Source organism: Rhizobium sp. GCM10022189 (genome assembly GCF_042656325.1).
GTDB lineage: Bacteria > Pseudomonadota > Alphaproteobacteria > Rhizobiales > Rhizobiaceae > Rhizobium.
This window is the reverse complement of record NZ_JBHSOR010000011.1, coordinates 20,955-34,130: the sequence shown is the minus strand read 5'-3', so window position 1 is coordinate 34,130 and position 13,176 is coordinate 20,955. Positions and strand designations below refer to the sequence as shown.

The window sequence follows — 13,176 nt, the reverse complement described above, 5'->3', positions numbered from 1 at the left end:
ATGACAATTTCGAACGTTCTTATCGTGGTGGGAAAGCGCATGGGCAGGATGGTGTAACCATCCGGCGACAGCCACCCATGCGCTAGACGAAGGCTCCTCGGGGGCCTTTTTTTATGCCCGAAATCAGGGCTTCCGGCCACAAACTCAAATCCCCAGCATCAAACGGAACAGACACATGGCGAGCACGGACAATCAAGCGGACAGCAATCGGATGACGGGAGCGGAAATCGTTCTCCGCGCGCTGAAGGACAACGGCGTGGAGCACATTTTCGGCTATCCCGGCGGTGCCGTCCTGCCGATCTACGACGAGATCTTCCAGCAGGACGAGATCAAGCACATCCTCGTGCGCCACGAGCAGGGGGCCGGCCATGCGGCCGAGGGTTATGCCCGCTCCACCGGCAAGGTCGGCGTCATGCTGGTCACGTCGGGTCCCGGCGCCACCAATGCGGTGACGCCGCTGCAGGATGCGCTGATGGATTCCGTTCCGCTCGTCTGCCTTTCCGGCCAGGTTCCGACCACGCTCATCGGTTCGGACGCCTTCCAGGAATGCGACACCGTCGGCATCACGCGCCCCTGCACCAAGCACAACTGGCTGGTCAAGGATGTCAACGAGCTCGCCGCCGTCATCCATGAAGCCTTCCGCATTGCGCAGTCCGGCCGCCCCGGTCCCGTCGTCGTCGATATTCCGAAGGACGTGCAGTTCGCCACCGGCACCTACACGCCGCCGGCCGATCATGCGATCCAGAAGAGCTACCAGCCGAAGGTGCAGGGCGATCTGAACCAGATCCACGCGGCCATCGAAATGATGGCGAACGCGCGCCGGCCGATCTTCTATACCGGCGGCGGCGTCATCAATTCCGGCCCGGAAGCCTCGCGCATGCTGCGCGAACTGGTCGAACTCACCGATTTCCCGATCACCTCGACGCTGATGGGGCTCGGCGCCTATCCGGCTTCCGGCAAGAACTGGCTGAAGATGCTCGGCATGCACGGCTCCTACGAAGCCAACATGGCGATGCACGATTGCGACGTCATGGTCTGCATCGGCGCCCGCTTCGACGACCGCATCACCGGCCGCCTGAATGCCTTCTCGCCGAATTCCAAGAAGATCCATATCGATATCGACCCGTCCTCGATCAACAAGAACGTTCACGTCGATCTCGGCATCCGCGGCGATGTCGGCCATATTCTCGAAGACATGATCCGCCTGTGGCGGGCGTTGCCGAAGAAGCCGGAGAAGGGGCGTCTGGACGCATGGTGGGGTGATATTGCCCGCTGGCGCGCGCGCAATTCCTTCGCCTATACCAAGAGCAACGACGTCATCATGCCGCAATATGCACTGGAGCGTCTCTACGAGCTGACCAAGGATCGCGACACCTACATCACGACCGAAGTCGGCCAGCACCAGATGTGGGCAGCCCAGTTCTACGGCTTCGAGCAGCCGAACCGCTGGATGACCTCGGGTGGCCTCGGCACGATGGGCTACGGCCTGCCGGCCGCCCTCGGCGTGCAGATCGCCCATCCGGAAAGCCTCGTCATCGATATTGCCGGCGATGCCTCGATCCAGATGTGCATCCAGGAAATGTCGGCGGCAATCCAGCACAATGCGCCGATCAAGATTTTCATCATGAACAACCAGTACATGGGCATGGTGCGCCAGTGGCAGCAGCTGTTGCACGGCAACCGCCTGTCGAATTCCTATACGGAGGCGATGCCTGATTTCGTGAAGCTCGCCGAAGCCTATGGCGCCGTCGGCCTGCGCTGCGAAAAGCCCGAGGATCTCGATGCGACCATCCAGGAGATGATCGACGTCAAGAAGCCGGTCATCTTCGATTGCCGCGTCGCCAATCTCGCCAACTGCTTCCCGATGATCCCCTCGGGCAAGGCCCATAACGAAATGCTGCTGCCGGACGAAGCCACGGACGAGGCGGTCGCCAACGCGATCGACGCCAAGGGCCGTCAGCTCGTATAAAAACAGATAGGTAGGAACCCAGGATCATGAACGCACATCTTCAACCCACCGGCTCTGCCTATTTCATCTCTCCGGAAACGGCGGCCGTCGAGAGCCACACGCTCTCGGTGCTGGTCGATAACGAACCGGGCGTTCTCGCCCGCGTCATCGGCCTGTTTTCCGGCCGCGGCTACAATATCGAAAGCCTCACGGTTTCGGAGACGGAGCATGCGGCGCATCTGTCGCGCATCACGATCGTCACGCGCGGCACGCCGCAGGTGCTGGAGCAGATCAAGGCGCAGCTGGAGCGCATCGTGCCCGTTCATCGCGTGGTGGACCTGACGGTGCGTGCGCGCGAACTCGGCCAGGACCGGCCGATCGAGCGGGAGGTGGCGCTCTTGAAGGTGATCGGCAACGGCGAGACCCGTGCGGAAACGCTGCGGCTGGCCGACGCCTTCCACGCCAAGGTGGTGGATGCGACGGTCGATCACTTCATTCTGGAGATCACCGGCAAATCCTCGAAGATCGACCAGTTCATCGCAATCATGAAGCCGCTCGGCCTCATCGAAGTCTGCCGCACCGGCATTGCCGCGATGAACCGCGGCGCGCAGGGCATGTAATTCCGGCCCTTCGTTTCGAAAAGACAGTCCGCCGCTGGAGATCAGAGCATTTCCAGCGGCGTTTTCCTTGCCGGCGGCGGAAAGACCTCATCGAGCGCTTCCCAGTCCTCGTCGGTAATATCGAGCGAGACGCAGTCGCGGTTTTCGCGGGCGCGCTCGATACTGGAGGTCTTCGGAATGGCAAAGACGCCGTCGCGCTCCAGCAGGAAGGCGAGGGCCAGTTGCGCCGGGGTGGCCTGATAGGCCTTGGCGATATGGATCAGGTCAGGATGGTGCAGGATGCGGCCCTGTTCGATCGGCGAATAGGCCATGATCGGGATGTCGCGGCTCTGGCACCAGGGCAGGAGGTCATATTCGATGCCGCGGCGGGCGAGATTGTAGAGGACCTGATTGGCGGCGACGTTTCGCCCGCCGGGAACCGACAGCAGCTCTTCCATATCGTCGGTATCGAAGTTGGAGACGCCCCAGGCGCGGATCTTTCCGGCGGCTTTCAACGTCTCGAAGGCTTCGACGGTCTCGGCGAGCGGATAGTTGCCGCGCCAGTGCAGGAGGTAGAGATCGATGCGGTCGGTGCCCAGGCGTTCCAGGCTGTTTTCGCAGGCGGTGATCGTTCCCTTGCGGTTGGCATTCCACGGATAGACCTTGCTGACGAGGAAGGTCTCGTCGCGGCGACCCTTGATCGCCTGCCCGACGATTTCTTCGGCGCCGCCGTCGCCGTACATTTCGGCGGTGTCGATCATCGTCATGCCGAGATCGAGGCCGGCCTGCAGGCTCGCGATTTCCTGCTTCGCATGGCCGGCATCCTCGCCCATGCCCCAGGTGCCCTGGCCGAGTGCGGGGACTTCGGTGCCGCCGGGAAAGGTGATGGTGGGGATCGGGTCGGCCATCTGAGTTCTCGTCCTTCGGTGATCAGCAGACTATCAGGCAATCCTGTCACCATGACAATCATGTTATGGTGACAGAGGTTTAGGGCAGTTATGCTGACCTAAATCAATGGGCTGCCGACGTATCGACATGCGCGGCCGGGGGAGGGTTTCATGCCGCTGGATACGTTTCTGGCACTGCTTCTCTTTGCTTTCACGACCTCGATCACGCCGGGGCCGAACAATATGATGCTGTTTGCCTCGGGCGTGAATTTCGGCTTCCGCCGCACCGTCCCGCATATGTTCGGCATCGGGGCGGGTTTCCTGTCGCTGCTGCTGGGGGTCGGGCTTGGGCTGGGCGCGCTGCTGCATACGGTGCCGGCGGTGTATCTCGCGCTGAAATTCGCCGGCGGGGCCTATCTCGTCTGGATCGCCTGGAAGATCGCGACCTCGCGATCGCTGAGCGAAGGCAAGAGCGGGGTGAAGCCGATGTCGTTTTTCGCTGCCGCGGCTTTCCAGTGGGTCAATCCGAAGGCCTGGGTGATGGCGGTGACGGCGATGGCGACCTATACGAATGAACAGCTCTATCTCATCAGCGTGTTGCTGGTCGGCCTTGCCTTTGCCGCGGTCAACGTGCCCTCCGTTTCCACCTGGGCGGGCTTCGGCTCGGCGCTTCGGGAGTGGCTGTCCGATCCGGTGCGGCTGAAATGGTTCAACATCACCATGGCGGTGCTGCTCGTGCTCAGCCTCTGGCCGATGCTAAAATAGCGCCGGCTTGGTCAGCATCAGCCAGAAAATGCCTGTTACGGCGAAGAAGGCCGGGAAGCCGAAGGCGAACCAGACGCGGTAGAGGCCGAAATAGGCCGGCGGCAGCGCGGTGCCCGAGGCGGCAGCGGCGCGGGCGAGATTGCGCAGCCTGATCTGGATCCAGACGACAGGCAGCCAGAAAATGCCGGTCACGACATAGAGCAGCAGCGACAGCAAAATCCAGCTTTCGGTCAGATCCCAGCCGATGATGCGGGCAAGGAGATAGCCTGTCACCGGCTGGAGAATGGCGGCGGTTGCCGTAAAGATCGTATCGGCGATGACGACGGTGCTGGCGACATGGGCGATGAGCCGGGGATCGCGGGTGCGATGGGCCATGACCATGAAGAAGGCGATGCCGGCGCCGGTGCCGAACAGCACGGTCGCACCCACCACATGGGCAAGAAGCAGCAGTTCGGCAAGCATCAGCGTTCGTCCAGGATGGCGAGGGCGGCAAGGGTCAGCAGCAGCGACGGCAATATCTTGACGAGCGGGCCGAGCGGATCGAGCCAGAGCGCCGGCTCCAGGGCCGTGGCGCCGGCGAGATAGGCGAGCGAAACGACGAGCATGCCGATGAGGGCGCGGCGGGCAAAGGGGCGCACGAGCACTGCGGCGCCGAGCGCCATGTCGATCAGGCAGGTGAGGATGGTCAGCGCCATCGCGGCAGCCGGCGGCATGAAGGGCAGGAAATGGTTGCCGGCCTGTGCCGGGGCCAGAAGCGGGATGAGGCCCGACAGCAGCCAGAAGAGCGACAGGCCCGCCATGACGGGCGCCTTCAGCAGATAGAGGCGGGCGAACCACAGGTCCTGAACGCCGGAAGGATTGGCGGCAAGCGTCTCCGCAGCCGAAAGCGCCGGCAGGCCCGAAGGTGTCGGCCGGTCCATGCGCACGCCTTCGGACATGACGGTCATGGCGGTGGAGCGCAATGGCGAGCGCCAGCCGAGATGGCCGGCGAGATCGGCAAGCCATGAGACCGGGCGGGCGATTGCCGGCGGGATGGCGATGACCGGCGCGTCCGGCAGGCCGAGCCAGGCGCGGTGCAGCCTGACAAGGCTTGCGAGCGTGTGCCGTCCTTCGGCGGCCAGTGCGATATCGCTGCCGGAGGCAAGCGCCCCCGATATCGCGGCCGAGACCGCGGCGGCGATATCTTCGGCCGCGACCGTTTCAACCGGGCTGTCGGCATGGAGGAGCGGCAGGGCAAGCGGGAAGGATGCGAGCGCGCGCAGAAGGGCCGTGCCGCCGTGGGCGTTGCGGCCGAGCACGAGGGACGGGCGCAGGATCACGTAAGGCAGGCCGGACGCCGCAAGCGCGATATCGGCGGCGCGTTTGGTGGCGAGGAAGGGCAGGTCGGCGCCGGCGCCGTCCGTTCGGGCGGAGATCTGGACGAAGAGTGTGACACCGGCCAGTCGCGCCGCTTGCTGGAGCGCGATCATGGCGTGTTGCTGCGTGGCAGCGAGATTGTCTGAAAGACCGTCCTGGAGGGCGCCGGCGCTGTTGACGACCATGTGCTGGCCTTGCAGCACGCAGGCCCAGGCGCCCACATCGGTCATCTTCTCCAGATCGGCCCTGATCCAGCGGATGGCGGGCTGGCGGATGCGTGCCCGGTCGGGATTGCGGGCAAGCCCGGTTACGGTGCAGCCGTCGGCCAGCAAGCGCGCTGCGACCGCCGAGCCGATGAAACCTGTGGCACCGAGAATCAGGATGTTCATGGCGGCAGACTACCGAAAAACGGCATATCGGGCAGGGGGCGCGTCGCAAAACGCGCGTGTCTTGCGCGCAAGAACGGCCTTGCTTTCATTTCGGATAGTTCAAGCGACGAGGCGGGGATCGATTTTCGCCATGGGAACGGCGCATTCGGTGACGATCCGCGCCGCCAGGGATGGATCGAGCGGCGGCCTGACGTGGAAGAAGGCAAGTTCCAACGCCAGGCCGATGGCGAAGGGCCGCTTGCCGATGGGCACGAGATTTCGATCGAGAGCATCGGCCAGCTTCGGCCAAAGGCGGCGCACGTAGGCAAGGGGCGTATCGCCCGGACGGTGCTCGTCCGTCAGCCGCGGTATTCCGAACTGCGAATGGCCGATGGTCGAGATCACGTAACGAAGCGTTTCCATCGCCGTCTCTTGCGGGATCAGGGCTCCGGACCTTCTTGCCGCGCTATAGGTCAGGTTGAGCAGGGAATCATGGCTTTCCAGCAGGAAGGCGTTCGGCAGGTTGCCGGTATAGTAACGCGAGCCATCCTCGGTTTCCATGGCAATGAGATCGGCGGCGTCGCTGAGCTGGCCGGCGGAGGCGATGTCAAACGCGGTGAGGACGCAGGAAAAACCACCGACCGATCCCAGGGCCGCGAAGAGATCGATCGAACGAACATCGCCGTCCGTCGCCATTTCCGCAGTCACGTGGTCGAGCAGGGCGCGTGCGACCAGCCCCGGGCTTTGCAAGGTATCTTCGGTCTCGCGCCGGCGCGGATCGGCAGAGGTCGGGCCGTCCGCAAGGCTTTCCATCTCCTCTCGCAAGGGGATGGATGGAGGTCCGGGCGGTTTGGTGCTGCGGCCGAATGTCGGAGCTTTCATGAGTGCGATGTTGAGACGAAGCCGTTAACGTTTGGTTAGGATGGCGGCGTGAGTGAGGATTTGCTTAATTAGTTTTTGCTTTTGTAATTACAGATGATGCCGACTGACGCATTTTCTGACGAGAAATATGCTTGGCGGCCCTCCGATCGGCGCATAAGATCGAGCGCTCTACCCTGGAGAGCGCCATGCGGCCGACAGACGACCACGCAGATCATGACCACGATCACCATGATCCTCACCACGACAACCACTATTCCGACATGCAGGCGCGCGTCAAAGCGCTGGAGACGCTGCTGACGGAGAAGGGGCTGATCGATCCGGCGGCGATCGATGCGATCGTCGAGACCTATGAGACGAAGGTCGGGCCGCGCAACGGGGCGCGGGTCGTGGCGAAGGCCTGGAGCGATCCGGATTTTGCCGAATGGCTGAAGCGGGACGCGACGGCGGCGATCGCGAGCCTTGGGTTTACCGGCCGGCAGGGCGAGCATATGCGGGCCGTCTTCAATACACCGGATACGCATAACCTCATCGTCTGCACGCTCTGCTCCTGCTATCCGTGGTCGGTGCTCGGCCTGCCGCCGGTCTGGTACAAGGCGCCGGCCTATCGCTCGCGCGCGGTCATCGATCCGCGCGGCGTGCTTGCGGAATTCGGGCTGACGCTGCCGGAGGGCAAGAAGGTGCGCGTCTGGGATTCGACGGCGGAGCTGCGCTATCTCGTCATTCCCGAACGGCCGGAGGGGAGCGAAGGCATGGACGAGGAGGCGCTGGCCGATCTCGTCAGCCGCGATGCGATGATCGGCACTGCCGTTGCCCATATGCCGGAGAAGGCGTCATGAACGGGCCGCACGATCTCGGCGGGCAGATGGGTTTCGGCCCTGTCGCGCCTGAAGCAAACGAGCCCTGTTTCCATGCCGAATGGGAAAAGCGGGCGCTCGGCATCACGCTCTCCTGCGGCGCCTTCGGCGCCTGGACGATCGACGAGAGCCGGCATGCGCGCGAAAGCATTCCGCCGGCCGACTATCTCTCGGCGAGCTATTACGAGATCTGGATTCGCGGCATCGACATGCTTCTGGAGCGCCACGGATTTGCGACGCGGGAAGAGCTGCTCTCCGGCCACAGGCTGCAGGACGGCGCGGTGCCGAAGCGGGTGCTGAAGGCCGATATGGTGGCGGGCGTGCTCGCCAGGGGCGGTCCCTGCGACCGGCCAGTGGAGACGGCGCCGCTCTTCGTGGTCGGCGAGACGGTGAAGACCAGGAATTTCAATCCGGCCACGCATACGCGACTGCCGCGCTACGCCCGCGCCAGGACAGGCACGATCGAGGCGGTTCAGGGGTCCTTCGTCTTCCCCGACGACAATGCGCATGGCAAGGGCGAGAACCCGCAATGGCTCTATACGGTCGTCTTCGACGGCAGCGAGATCTGGGGCGAGGGCGCCGACCCGTCGCTGACGGTCTCGATCGATGCATGGGAGAGCTATCTTGAGCGTGTGTGAGCTGCCCTCCCAGCTGGCGCAATCGCCCGGCCTGCCGAAGTCACCGGAGGGTGATCCCGTCTTCCCGGAGCCCTGGGCGGCGGAAGCCTTCGCCATGACCGTGCATCTGCACGAAAAGGGGCTGTTTGCCTGGAGCGAATGGGCGCAGGTCCTGTCGAAGGAATTGCACAGGCCCGGCCGGGCCGAAGACGGCAGCGACTATTTCGATTGCTGGGTGGCGGCCCTTTGCGATCTGCTCGTCAGCCGCGGCGTGGCGGATGCCGACGTGATCCTCGAGCTGCAGAAGAGCTGGCAGCGGGCGGCGGAGGCGACGCCGCACGGCAGGCCGATCGAGCTTGCCAACGATCCGCTGCGGTGAGGTTGCCGTCTTACGACGGGAACTGCCGGTAACATTCCTCGGCCACCTTGCGCAGCATGTCGCGGGAGATTTCGCCCGTCACCGCATAACCGAGTTCGCCGTCGATCCAGTAGAAGGTCTCGACATCGCTGGCGGAGGCGAAGCGGAAACTCGTCGTCCTGTTTTCCTTGTTGCGGCCGACGATGACGGTCAGCCGTTCGCCGCCCTGGTCCTCGTACATGAACATGGCGCCGGGCCGGCCGTCGACCGGCAGCAGGCGGCCGCCGACCAGGTGGAAGCCGAGCGATTGCAGGTCCGGCACCTTGAGATCGGGGATCGCCAGGCGCTTGCCGAGCCAGGTCGCCAGATGCGCCTCCTCGTTGGCGAAGACCTCGACCGGGTGGCGCACCTCGCTCGCATAGACGAGGAAGGCGGTCTCGGCCTGTTTCGGCAGGGTCTCGGATTCGGCCAGCTGCAGCGGCGGGCGCTCGAAGAGCGGCGGGACGAAACGGTCGCTGAGGGCGCCGAGCGCAAAGAGCGTGACGGCGGCGGCGGCGAAGGTGGCGCGCATCGCCCAGCGGGAGGCCGGCTGCCTGGCCGGTGTCACCATGCGGGGATCCGTCTCGCGGCTCTTCTCATAGCCTGCAAACAGCGATTTGATGCCGGCATTCTGTGCCTGCCAGCCGGCGACCTTGGCGGCCTTTTCGGGGTTTTCGGCAAGGTAGGCTTCCACGCGGGCGCGGGCAGCCTCGGGCAATTGCCCGTCCGCATAGGCGTGCAGGTCCGCTTCGGTCACGGCAGGGTTGGTCTCGTTCATTTCGGTCTCCGAAGCGTAATCACGTTATCGGCTTTCATATGTTCGCTCATGCGCTGGCGCGCGCGCGACAGGCGCGACATGACAGTGCCGATCGGAATGTCCAGCATGGCGGCGACTTCGCTGTAGCTGTAGCCCTCGATGACGACGAGCATCAGCACGGCGCGGTAGTCTTCCGGCAGGCTGTTCAGGGCCTGTTCCAGCCGCAGGCGCTCCAGCGGGTCGCCCTCGGCATCCGGACCGGCCATGCCCTCGGCGGCGTCGAGTTCGACCAGCCGGTCGCGGGGGCTTGCGCGGCGGGTGTTGCGGTAGAGGTTGGTCATCGTCGTCAGGACCCAGCCGCGCAGGTTGATGCCGCGCCACTGGCCGCGCCGGGCCAGAACCTTTTCCACGCAATCCTGCAGCAGATCCTCGCCTTCGGCATCCGAGCGGGTGAGGCTGCGGGAATAGCGGCGGAGCGAGGGAAGGAGGGCCAGGATCTGGCCCTCGAACGTTTCGGGTGGGGGCGTCTTCACGCTTGCCTCATCAGGGCTTTGCGAGATCCCAGACACCGCCGACGCCATCGCCGGTAATGTCGCCGGACTTGGTGTCCTTCACCCAGTAATAGAGCGGCATGCCGTCCTTGGCCCACTGCTTGGTTCCATCCTTGCGTTCGACGAGCGAGTATGCACCATCGGCCTTGGCATCGGAAGCGGCCAGGAAGGGCGGCCAGTTGGCGGCGCACTTGTCGTAGCAGTTCGTAACGCCCTTTTCGTCCTTCTTGTAGGTGTAGAGCGTCATGCCCTTTTCACCGGCAAGAACCTTGCCCTTGGCCGTTTCGACTTCGGTGACGGCGGGGGCGGCGAAGGCTGCGCCGGCGGTGGCAGCGACAACTGCCAGCACGGACAGGAATTTCACGGACTTCATGGTCTCTCTCCTCGGGTTAGGCACGCATTCTTGCGATACCGGAGATGAGACACCGCAGGCCGCGGTTTTATTCCCCCTTTTTTTGAAGGCCCGTTTGCTGCCGGCGTCGCGGCGGGCACGCTCGATGGCGCTTCGCAGGCTAGGCAGACGATCCGAAAGGTTCTAGTGTCGCGCAGCCTGCGTGACTGGCGAGACAGATGGAAAACCATCGGGGAGCGCAGGTTGCCGATGCCGCTCGCCTGGGCACAAAAGTAACCTTCGTAATGTGTGCCATGCCCATGCAAAACCAGAATCCCCGCCTTATCGAAGCCCTTTCGCAACTCGACCAGCTCACCAACTGGGAACAGCGCCCGCGCGGCGAAATGCGCGTCGGGCTGGAGCCGATCCTCGATCTCTCCGCCCGGCTCGGCAATCCGCACCGCGCCTTTCGTTCCATCCATGTGGCGGGCACGAAGGGCAAGAGCTCGACCTGCGCGCTGATCGAGGCGGGGCTGCGCCATGCCGGCATTTCCGTCGGGCGTTATGCCTCGCCGCATGTGGAGCATATTTCCGAGCGCATCAGCGTGAACGGCAGGCCGGTCGAGGAAGGCGTGCTTGCCGAGGCGCTGTTTCTTGCGCTCGATGCGCTGCGGGCGGCACGGGCGGAAGCGACGGCCGCGGAGGCGGCGACCTGGTTCGACCTGCTGACCGCCGCGGGCTTCCTGATCTTCCGGGATGTCGGCATAGAATGGGCGGTGGTCGAGACGGGGCTCGGCGGACGGCTGGATTCGACCAATATCGTCGACAGCGACGTTTCCGTCATCACCAATATCGGGCTCGAACATACGGAAATCCTCGGCAGGACGCGCGCCGCCATCGCCTTCGAAAAGGCCGGCATCATCAAGCCGCACTCGGCCGTCGTCACCCCGCTTGAGGCGGAGGACGAAGCCGGCGCGGTGATCGCGAAGCGGGCGGCCGAGGTTGACGCACGGCTGATCCGGCCGGATTTCTCCGGGCTGAAGACGATTGCCGAACGCAATGTCGCGGTCGCCGGTGCGGCGCTCGACGTGCTCGGAGAAGGCGGTGTGACGGCCCGCGAGGGCAGGGCGGTCGGCGGCTGGCTGATCGACAGGGACGCCGAGCGGGAATCGCAGCTGCCGGGACGGCTGGAACGGTTCACGGTGCCTGTTGCCGGCCGGCGCGTTTGCGTCATGCTCGACGGGGCGCATGTGCCGTTCAATCTCGAGGCGGTGCTTGACGATCTCTCCGGCATGCACGGATTTTCCGGCCGGGGCATCGCGGTCGTCGCGCTTGCGGCGGACAAGGATGCGGCGGGGCTTCTCGACGTCATCGGCCGATACGGCGTCTCGCCGATCTTTACCTCGGTTTCCAACCGTTTCCGTTCGCCGGCCGAACTGCAGGCGCTTGCCGGCGAGATCGGCCTTGCGAGCGAGGTGATCGAGGACCCCCAGGCGGCCTACCGGCGGGCGCTCGAACGGGCGGCCGCATCCGGCACATGGGTCATCCTGACGGGATCGCTCTATCTCGCCGGCCTGTTGCGCGAGCGGGTGATCGGCGAGGCGCGCTAGCACCTGGGAATTCGCTGTTGGCGAAGCACTGGAGCAGCGCCGTGCCCCCGAAATCATGTACGGCGCGGACGCGCAGCGTATCCTTGACCGCTTTGCAGACAATTCGGCGAAGCTCGGGGCTTAAATCGACATCAGGGAGGGCGGCTATCTCAGGATATAGGGTAAGACCGGATAAGACCGAACGTTACGATGCTTGTCAGCTTGCCGGATGACAGTGCCGGTGACGGCTCCGACCGGGTCTGTTGCCCGCAACTGCGTCCCCGGCTTGCAATCCGTTTCGCTATTGGCATATTATGCCATAGCTGCGGCAGTCTGAGATCGCGACAGCCAATTGGAAATTTCAACATGTCGACACGCAATGTCGTTCTCACCGAACATCACGAAGCGGTTATCGACCGGCTCGTGAAATCCGGACGCTACCAGAACGCAAGTGAAGTCATGCGCGAAGGCTTGCGCTTGATTGAACAGCGTGAGGCCCTCGACGCAGCAAGATTGGAAGCCTTGCGGGAGGCAGCGCGCATCGGCTTTACCGATCTGGATGAAGGGCGGTTCGTCGACGTGCCGGCCGACCGGCTTGGAAGCTTCATTACCGGACTTGGGCGCGAAGCTGAAAAGCGGACACGCAAGGCCGGCATCTAGAGGCAATGGCCGATTTTCGTATTTCTGCGGCAGCACAAGCCGATATCGTCGAGCTCCTCGCCCGCACTCATGAACGCTTCGGCGAACCGGCGCGGTCGCGCTATGAACATTTGCTCGTCACCGCGTTAGGCGATCTGGCGGTTGATCCTGATCGGATCGGGACCGTCAAACGTCCTGAACTTGGCGAAGGCGTGCGCAGCTATCATCTACGCCATAGCCGGGACCGGGCGCGATACGAAAACGGGATCGTCCGCCGACCTCGTCATCTGCTGCTCTTCCGCCTTGCCCGTCCCGACCTGATCGGGATCGGCCGCGTGCTTTACGATGCGATGGAACTCGAACGGCATCTTCCGTCCGGCTACGGCGACGAATAGACCGGGCAGAACCGAAGGCCCGAAAACAACTTTCCGCGAGATAGGTTCAAGTCGATGCGCTGTGCTCTTCGAGAGCCTGCCATTGGACACTCGCCAGGGTACCCTGGACGATCTCAACGGCGGTAAAGATGTCGCCGGCGGCAATGCCGGTATTGACACCAGTCGCGAGGTTGACGCTGATCGCGGATGTCGAGGTGGAGTGGCTGATTATATCCACGCCGGCGCCGCCGTTGACGACATT

17 protein-coding genes and 1 riboswitch are annotated in these 13,176 nt (G+C 63.9%); of the genes, 9 read left to right on the top strand and 8 right to left on the bottom strand.

What is annotated here, in order from left to right; all coding sequences use genetic code 11:
* Positions 1–175 precede the first annotated feature (175 nt).
* Together ACFPWW_RS09240 and ilvN are read left to right on the top strand one after the other, a co-directional pair.
* Entirely contained in the window at positions 176–1,969 is a 1,794-nt protein-coding gene (locus ACFPWW_RS09240; protein ID WP_112753345.1) for an acetolactate synthase 3 large subunit, read from the top strand.
* 26 nt (positions 1,970–1,995) lie between these two features.
* Positions 1,996–2,568: an acetolactate synthase small subunit gene (gene ilvN, locus ACFPWW_RS09235; RefSeq protein ID WP_112569519.1), complete on the top strand. Its 573-nt coding sequence runs from the start codon at positions 1,996–1,998 to the stop codon at positions 2,566–2,568.
* 41 nt (positions 2,569–2,609) lie between these two features.
* On the opposite strand, the gene ACFPWW_RS09230 is transcribed toward ilvN, so the two are convergent.
* Positions 2,610–3,455, bottom strand: coding sequence for an aldo/keto reductase (locus tag ACFPWW_RS09230; RefSeq protein ID WP_377311457.1), 846 nt, complete (start codon positions 3,453–3,455; stop codon positions 2,610–2,612).
* A gap of 150 nt (positions 3,456–3,605) precedes the next feature.
* On the opposite strand from ACFPWW_RS09230, the gene ACFPWW_RS09225 reads away from it, so the two are divergent.
* Complete coding sequence (locus tag ACFPWW_RS09225) at positions 3,606–4,199, top strand: LysE family translocator (RefSeq protein ID WP_377311456.1); 594 nt, start codon at positions 3,606–3,608, stop codon at positions 4,197–4,199.
* On the opposite strand, the gene ACFPWW_RS09220 is transcribed toward ACFPWW_RS09225, so the two are convergent.
* The 3 genes from ACFPWW_RS09220 to ACFPWW_RS09210 all read right to left on the bottom strand — a co-directional run bounded on the left by ACFPWW_RS09220 (position 4,191) and on the right by ACFPWW_RS09210 (position 6,736).
* Positions 4,191–4,661 (bottom strand): DUF2269 family protein, encoded by a 471-nt coding sequence (locus ACFPWW_RS09220; RefSeq protein WP_377311455.1) that lies wholly within the window; start codon positions 4,659–4,661, stop codon positions 4,191–4,193. The two genes, ACFPWW_RS09225 and ACFPWW_RS09220, sit on opposite strands and share 9 nt — an antisense overlap.
* Positions 4,661–5,944: an SDR family oxidoreductase gene (locus ACFPWW_RS09215; protein ID WP_377311454.1), complete on the bottom strand. Its 1,284-nt coding sequence runs from the start codon at positions 5,942–5,944 to the stop codon at positions 4,661–4,663. Before ACFPWW_RS09215 ends, ACFPWW_RS09220 begins: the two co-directional genes overlap by 1 nt.
* Positions 5,945–6,043: 99 nt before the next feature.
* Positions 6,044–6,736, bottom strand: a complete 693-nt coding sequence (locus ACFPWW_RS09210; RefSeq protein ID WP_377311453.1) for a hypothetical protein — start codon at positions 6,734–6,736, stop codon at positions 6,044–6,046.
* A gap of 254 nt (positions 6,737–6,990) precedes the next feature.
* On the opposite strand from ACFPWW_RS09210, the gene nthA reads away from it, so the two are divergent.
* From nthA to ACFPWW_RS09195, 3 genes are read left to right on the top strand one after another with little or no spacing between them, the layout of a single operon-like run.
* Complete coding sequence (gene nthA, locus ACFPWW_RS09205; protein WP_112753350.1) at positions 6,991–7,641, top strand: nitrile hydratase subunit alpha; 651 nt, start codon at positions 6,991–6,993, stop codon at positions 7,639–7,641.
* Positions 7,638–8,297: a nitrile hydratase subunit beta gene (nthB, locus tag ACFPWW_RS09200; protein ID WP_112569533.1), complete on the top strand. Its 660-nt coding sequence runs from the start codon at positions 7,638–7,640 to the stop codon at positions 8,295–8,297. Before nthA ends, nthB begins: the two co-directional genes overlap by 4 nt.
* Positions 8,284–8,655 (top strand): nitrile hydratase accessory protein, encoded by a 372-nt coding sequence (locus ACFPWW_RS09195; RefSeq protein ID WP_112757306.1) that lies wholly within the window; start codon positions 8,284–8,286, stop codon positions 8,653–8,655. Before nthB ends, ACFPWW_RS09195 begins: the two co-directional genes overlap by 14 nt.
* Before the next feature lie 10 nt (positions 8,656–8,665).
* Here the strand turns inward: ACFPWW_RS09195 and ACFPWW_RS09190 are convergent, their stop codons facing one another.
* Genes ACFPWW_RS09190 through ACFPWW_RS09180 form a run of 3 tightly spaced genes read right to left on the bottom strand, consistent with a single transcriptional unit; the run spans position 8,666 to position 10,354 of the window.
* Positions 8,666–9,451: an anti-sigma factor family protein gene (locus ACFPWW_RS09190; RefSeq protein WP_377311452.1), complete on the bottom strand. Its 786-nt coding sequence runs from the start codon at positions 9,449–9,451 to the stop codon at positions 8,666–8,668.
* Entirely contained in the window at positions 9,448–9,963 is a 516-nt protein-coding gene (locus ACFPWW_RS09185; protein WP_112703221.1) for an RNA polymerase sigma factor, read from the bottom strand. Before ACFPWW_RS09185 ends, ACFPWW_RS09190 begins: the two co-directional genes overlap by 4 nt.
* 10 nt (positions 9,964–9,973) lie before the next feature.
* Positions 9,974–10,354 carry a hypothetical protein gene (locus tag ACFPWW_RS09180; protein WP_112569541.1) on the bottom strand — a complete coding sequence of 127 codons (381 nt, stop codon included), beginning with the start codon at positions 10,352–10,354 and terminating at the stop codon, positions 9,974–9,976.
* Between the two features lie 171 nt (positions 10,355–10,525).
* A riboswitch (ZMP/ZTP riboswitch) is annotated at positions 10,526–10,606 on the top strand.
* A 26-nt stretch (positions 10,607–10,632) separates the two neighbouring features.
* Here ACFPWW_RS09180 and ACFPWW_RS09175 point away from each other — a divergent pair.
* From ACFPWW_RS09175 to ACFPWW_RS09165, 3 genes are all read left to right on the top strand, one after another.
* Positions 10,633–11,922: a bifunctional folylpolyglutamate synthase/dihydrofolate synthase gene (locus ACFPWW_RS09175; protein ID WP_377311451.1), complete on the top strand. Its 1,290-nt coding sequence runs from the start codon at positions 10,633–10,635 to the stop codon at positions 11,920–11,922.
* A gap of 345 nt (positions 11,923–12,267) precedes the next feature.
* Complete coding sequence (locus ACFPWW_RS09170; protein WP_377311450.1) at positions 12,268–12,561, top strand: type II toxin-antitoxin system ParD family antitoxin; 294 nt, start codon at positions 12,268–12,270, stop codon at positions 12,559–12,561.
* A 5-nt stretch (positions 12,562–12,566) separates the two neighbouring features.
* Positions 12,567–12,935 carry a type II toxin-antitoxin system RelE/ParE family toxin gene (locus ACFPWW_RS09165; RefSeq protein WP_377311449.1) on the top strand — a complete coding sequence of 123 codons (369 nt, stop codon included), beginning with the start codon at positions 12,567–12,569 and terminating at the stop codon, positions 12,933–12,935.
* Between the two features lie 46 nt (positions 12,936–12,981).
* Here ACFPWW_RS09165 and ACFPWW_RS09160 read toward each other — a convergent pair whose 3' ends face one another.
* Complete coding sequence (locus tag ACFPWW_RS09160) at positions 12,982–13,152, bottom strand: hypothetical protein (RefSeq protein WP_377311448.1); 171 nt, start codon at positions 13,150–13,152, stop codon at positions 12,982–12,984.
* Positions 13,153–13,176: the final 24 nt, after the last annotated feature.

Bases quoted from the DNA above. Each gene is read 5' to 3' on its own strand.
- ACFPWW_RS09210 (WP_377311453.1), bottom strand. From the start codon at position 6,736: ATGGAAAGCCTTGCGGACGGCCCGACCTCTGCCGATCCGCGCCGGCGC.
- ACFPWW_RS09180 (WP_112569541.1), bottom strand. From the start codon at position 10,354: ATGAAGTCCGTGAAATTCCTGTCCGTGCTGGCAGTTGTCGCTGCCACC.
- ACFPWW_RS09175 (WP_377311451.1), top strand. From the start codon at position 10,633: ATGCAAAACCAGAATCCCCGCCTTATCGAAGCCCTTTCGCAACTCGAC.
- ACFPWW_RS09165 (WP_377311449.1), top strand. From the start codon at position 12,567: ATGGCCGATTTTCGTATTTCTGCGGCAGCACAAGCCGATATCGTCGAG.
- ACFPWW_RS09225 (WP_377311456.1), top strand. From the start codon at position 3,606: ATGCCGCTGGATACGTTTCTGGCACTGCTTCTCTTTGCTTTCACGACC.
- ACFPWW_RS09170 (WP_377311450.1), top strand. From the start codon at position 12,268: ATGTCGACACGCAATGTCGTTCTCACCGAACATCACGAAGCGGTTATC.
- ACFPWW_RS09190 (WP_377311452.1), bottom strand. From the start codon at position 9,451: ATGAACGAGACCAACCCTGCCGTGACCGAAGCGGACCTGCACGCCTAT.
- ACFPWW_RS09230 (WP_377311457.1), bottom strand. From the start codon at position 3,455: ATGGCCGACCCGATCCCCACCATCACCTTTCCCGGCGGCACCGAAGTC.
- ACFPWW_RS09215 (WP_377311454.1), bottom strand. From the start codon at position 5,944: ATGAACATCCTGATTCTCGGTGCCACAGGTTTCATCGGCTCGGCGGTC.
- ACFPWW_RS09240 (WP_112753345.1), top strand. From the start codon at position 176: ATGGCGAGCACGGACAATCAAGCGGACAGCAATCGGATGACGGGAGCG.
- nthB (WP_112569533.1), top strand. From the start codon at position 7,638: ATGAACGGGCCGCACGATCTCGGCGGGCAGATGGGTTTCGGCCCTGTC.
- nthA (WP_112753350.1), top strand. From the start codon at position 6,991: ATGCGGCCGACAGACGACCACGCAGATCATGACCACGATCACCATGAT.
- ACFPWW_RS09220 (WP_377311455.1), bottom strand. From the start codon at position 4,661: ATGCTTGCCGAACTGCTGCTTCTTGCCCATGTGGTGGGTGCGACCGTG.
- ilvN (WP_112569519.1), top strand. From the start codon at position 1,996: ATGAACGCACATCTTCAACCCACCGGCTCTGCCTATTTCATCTCTCCG.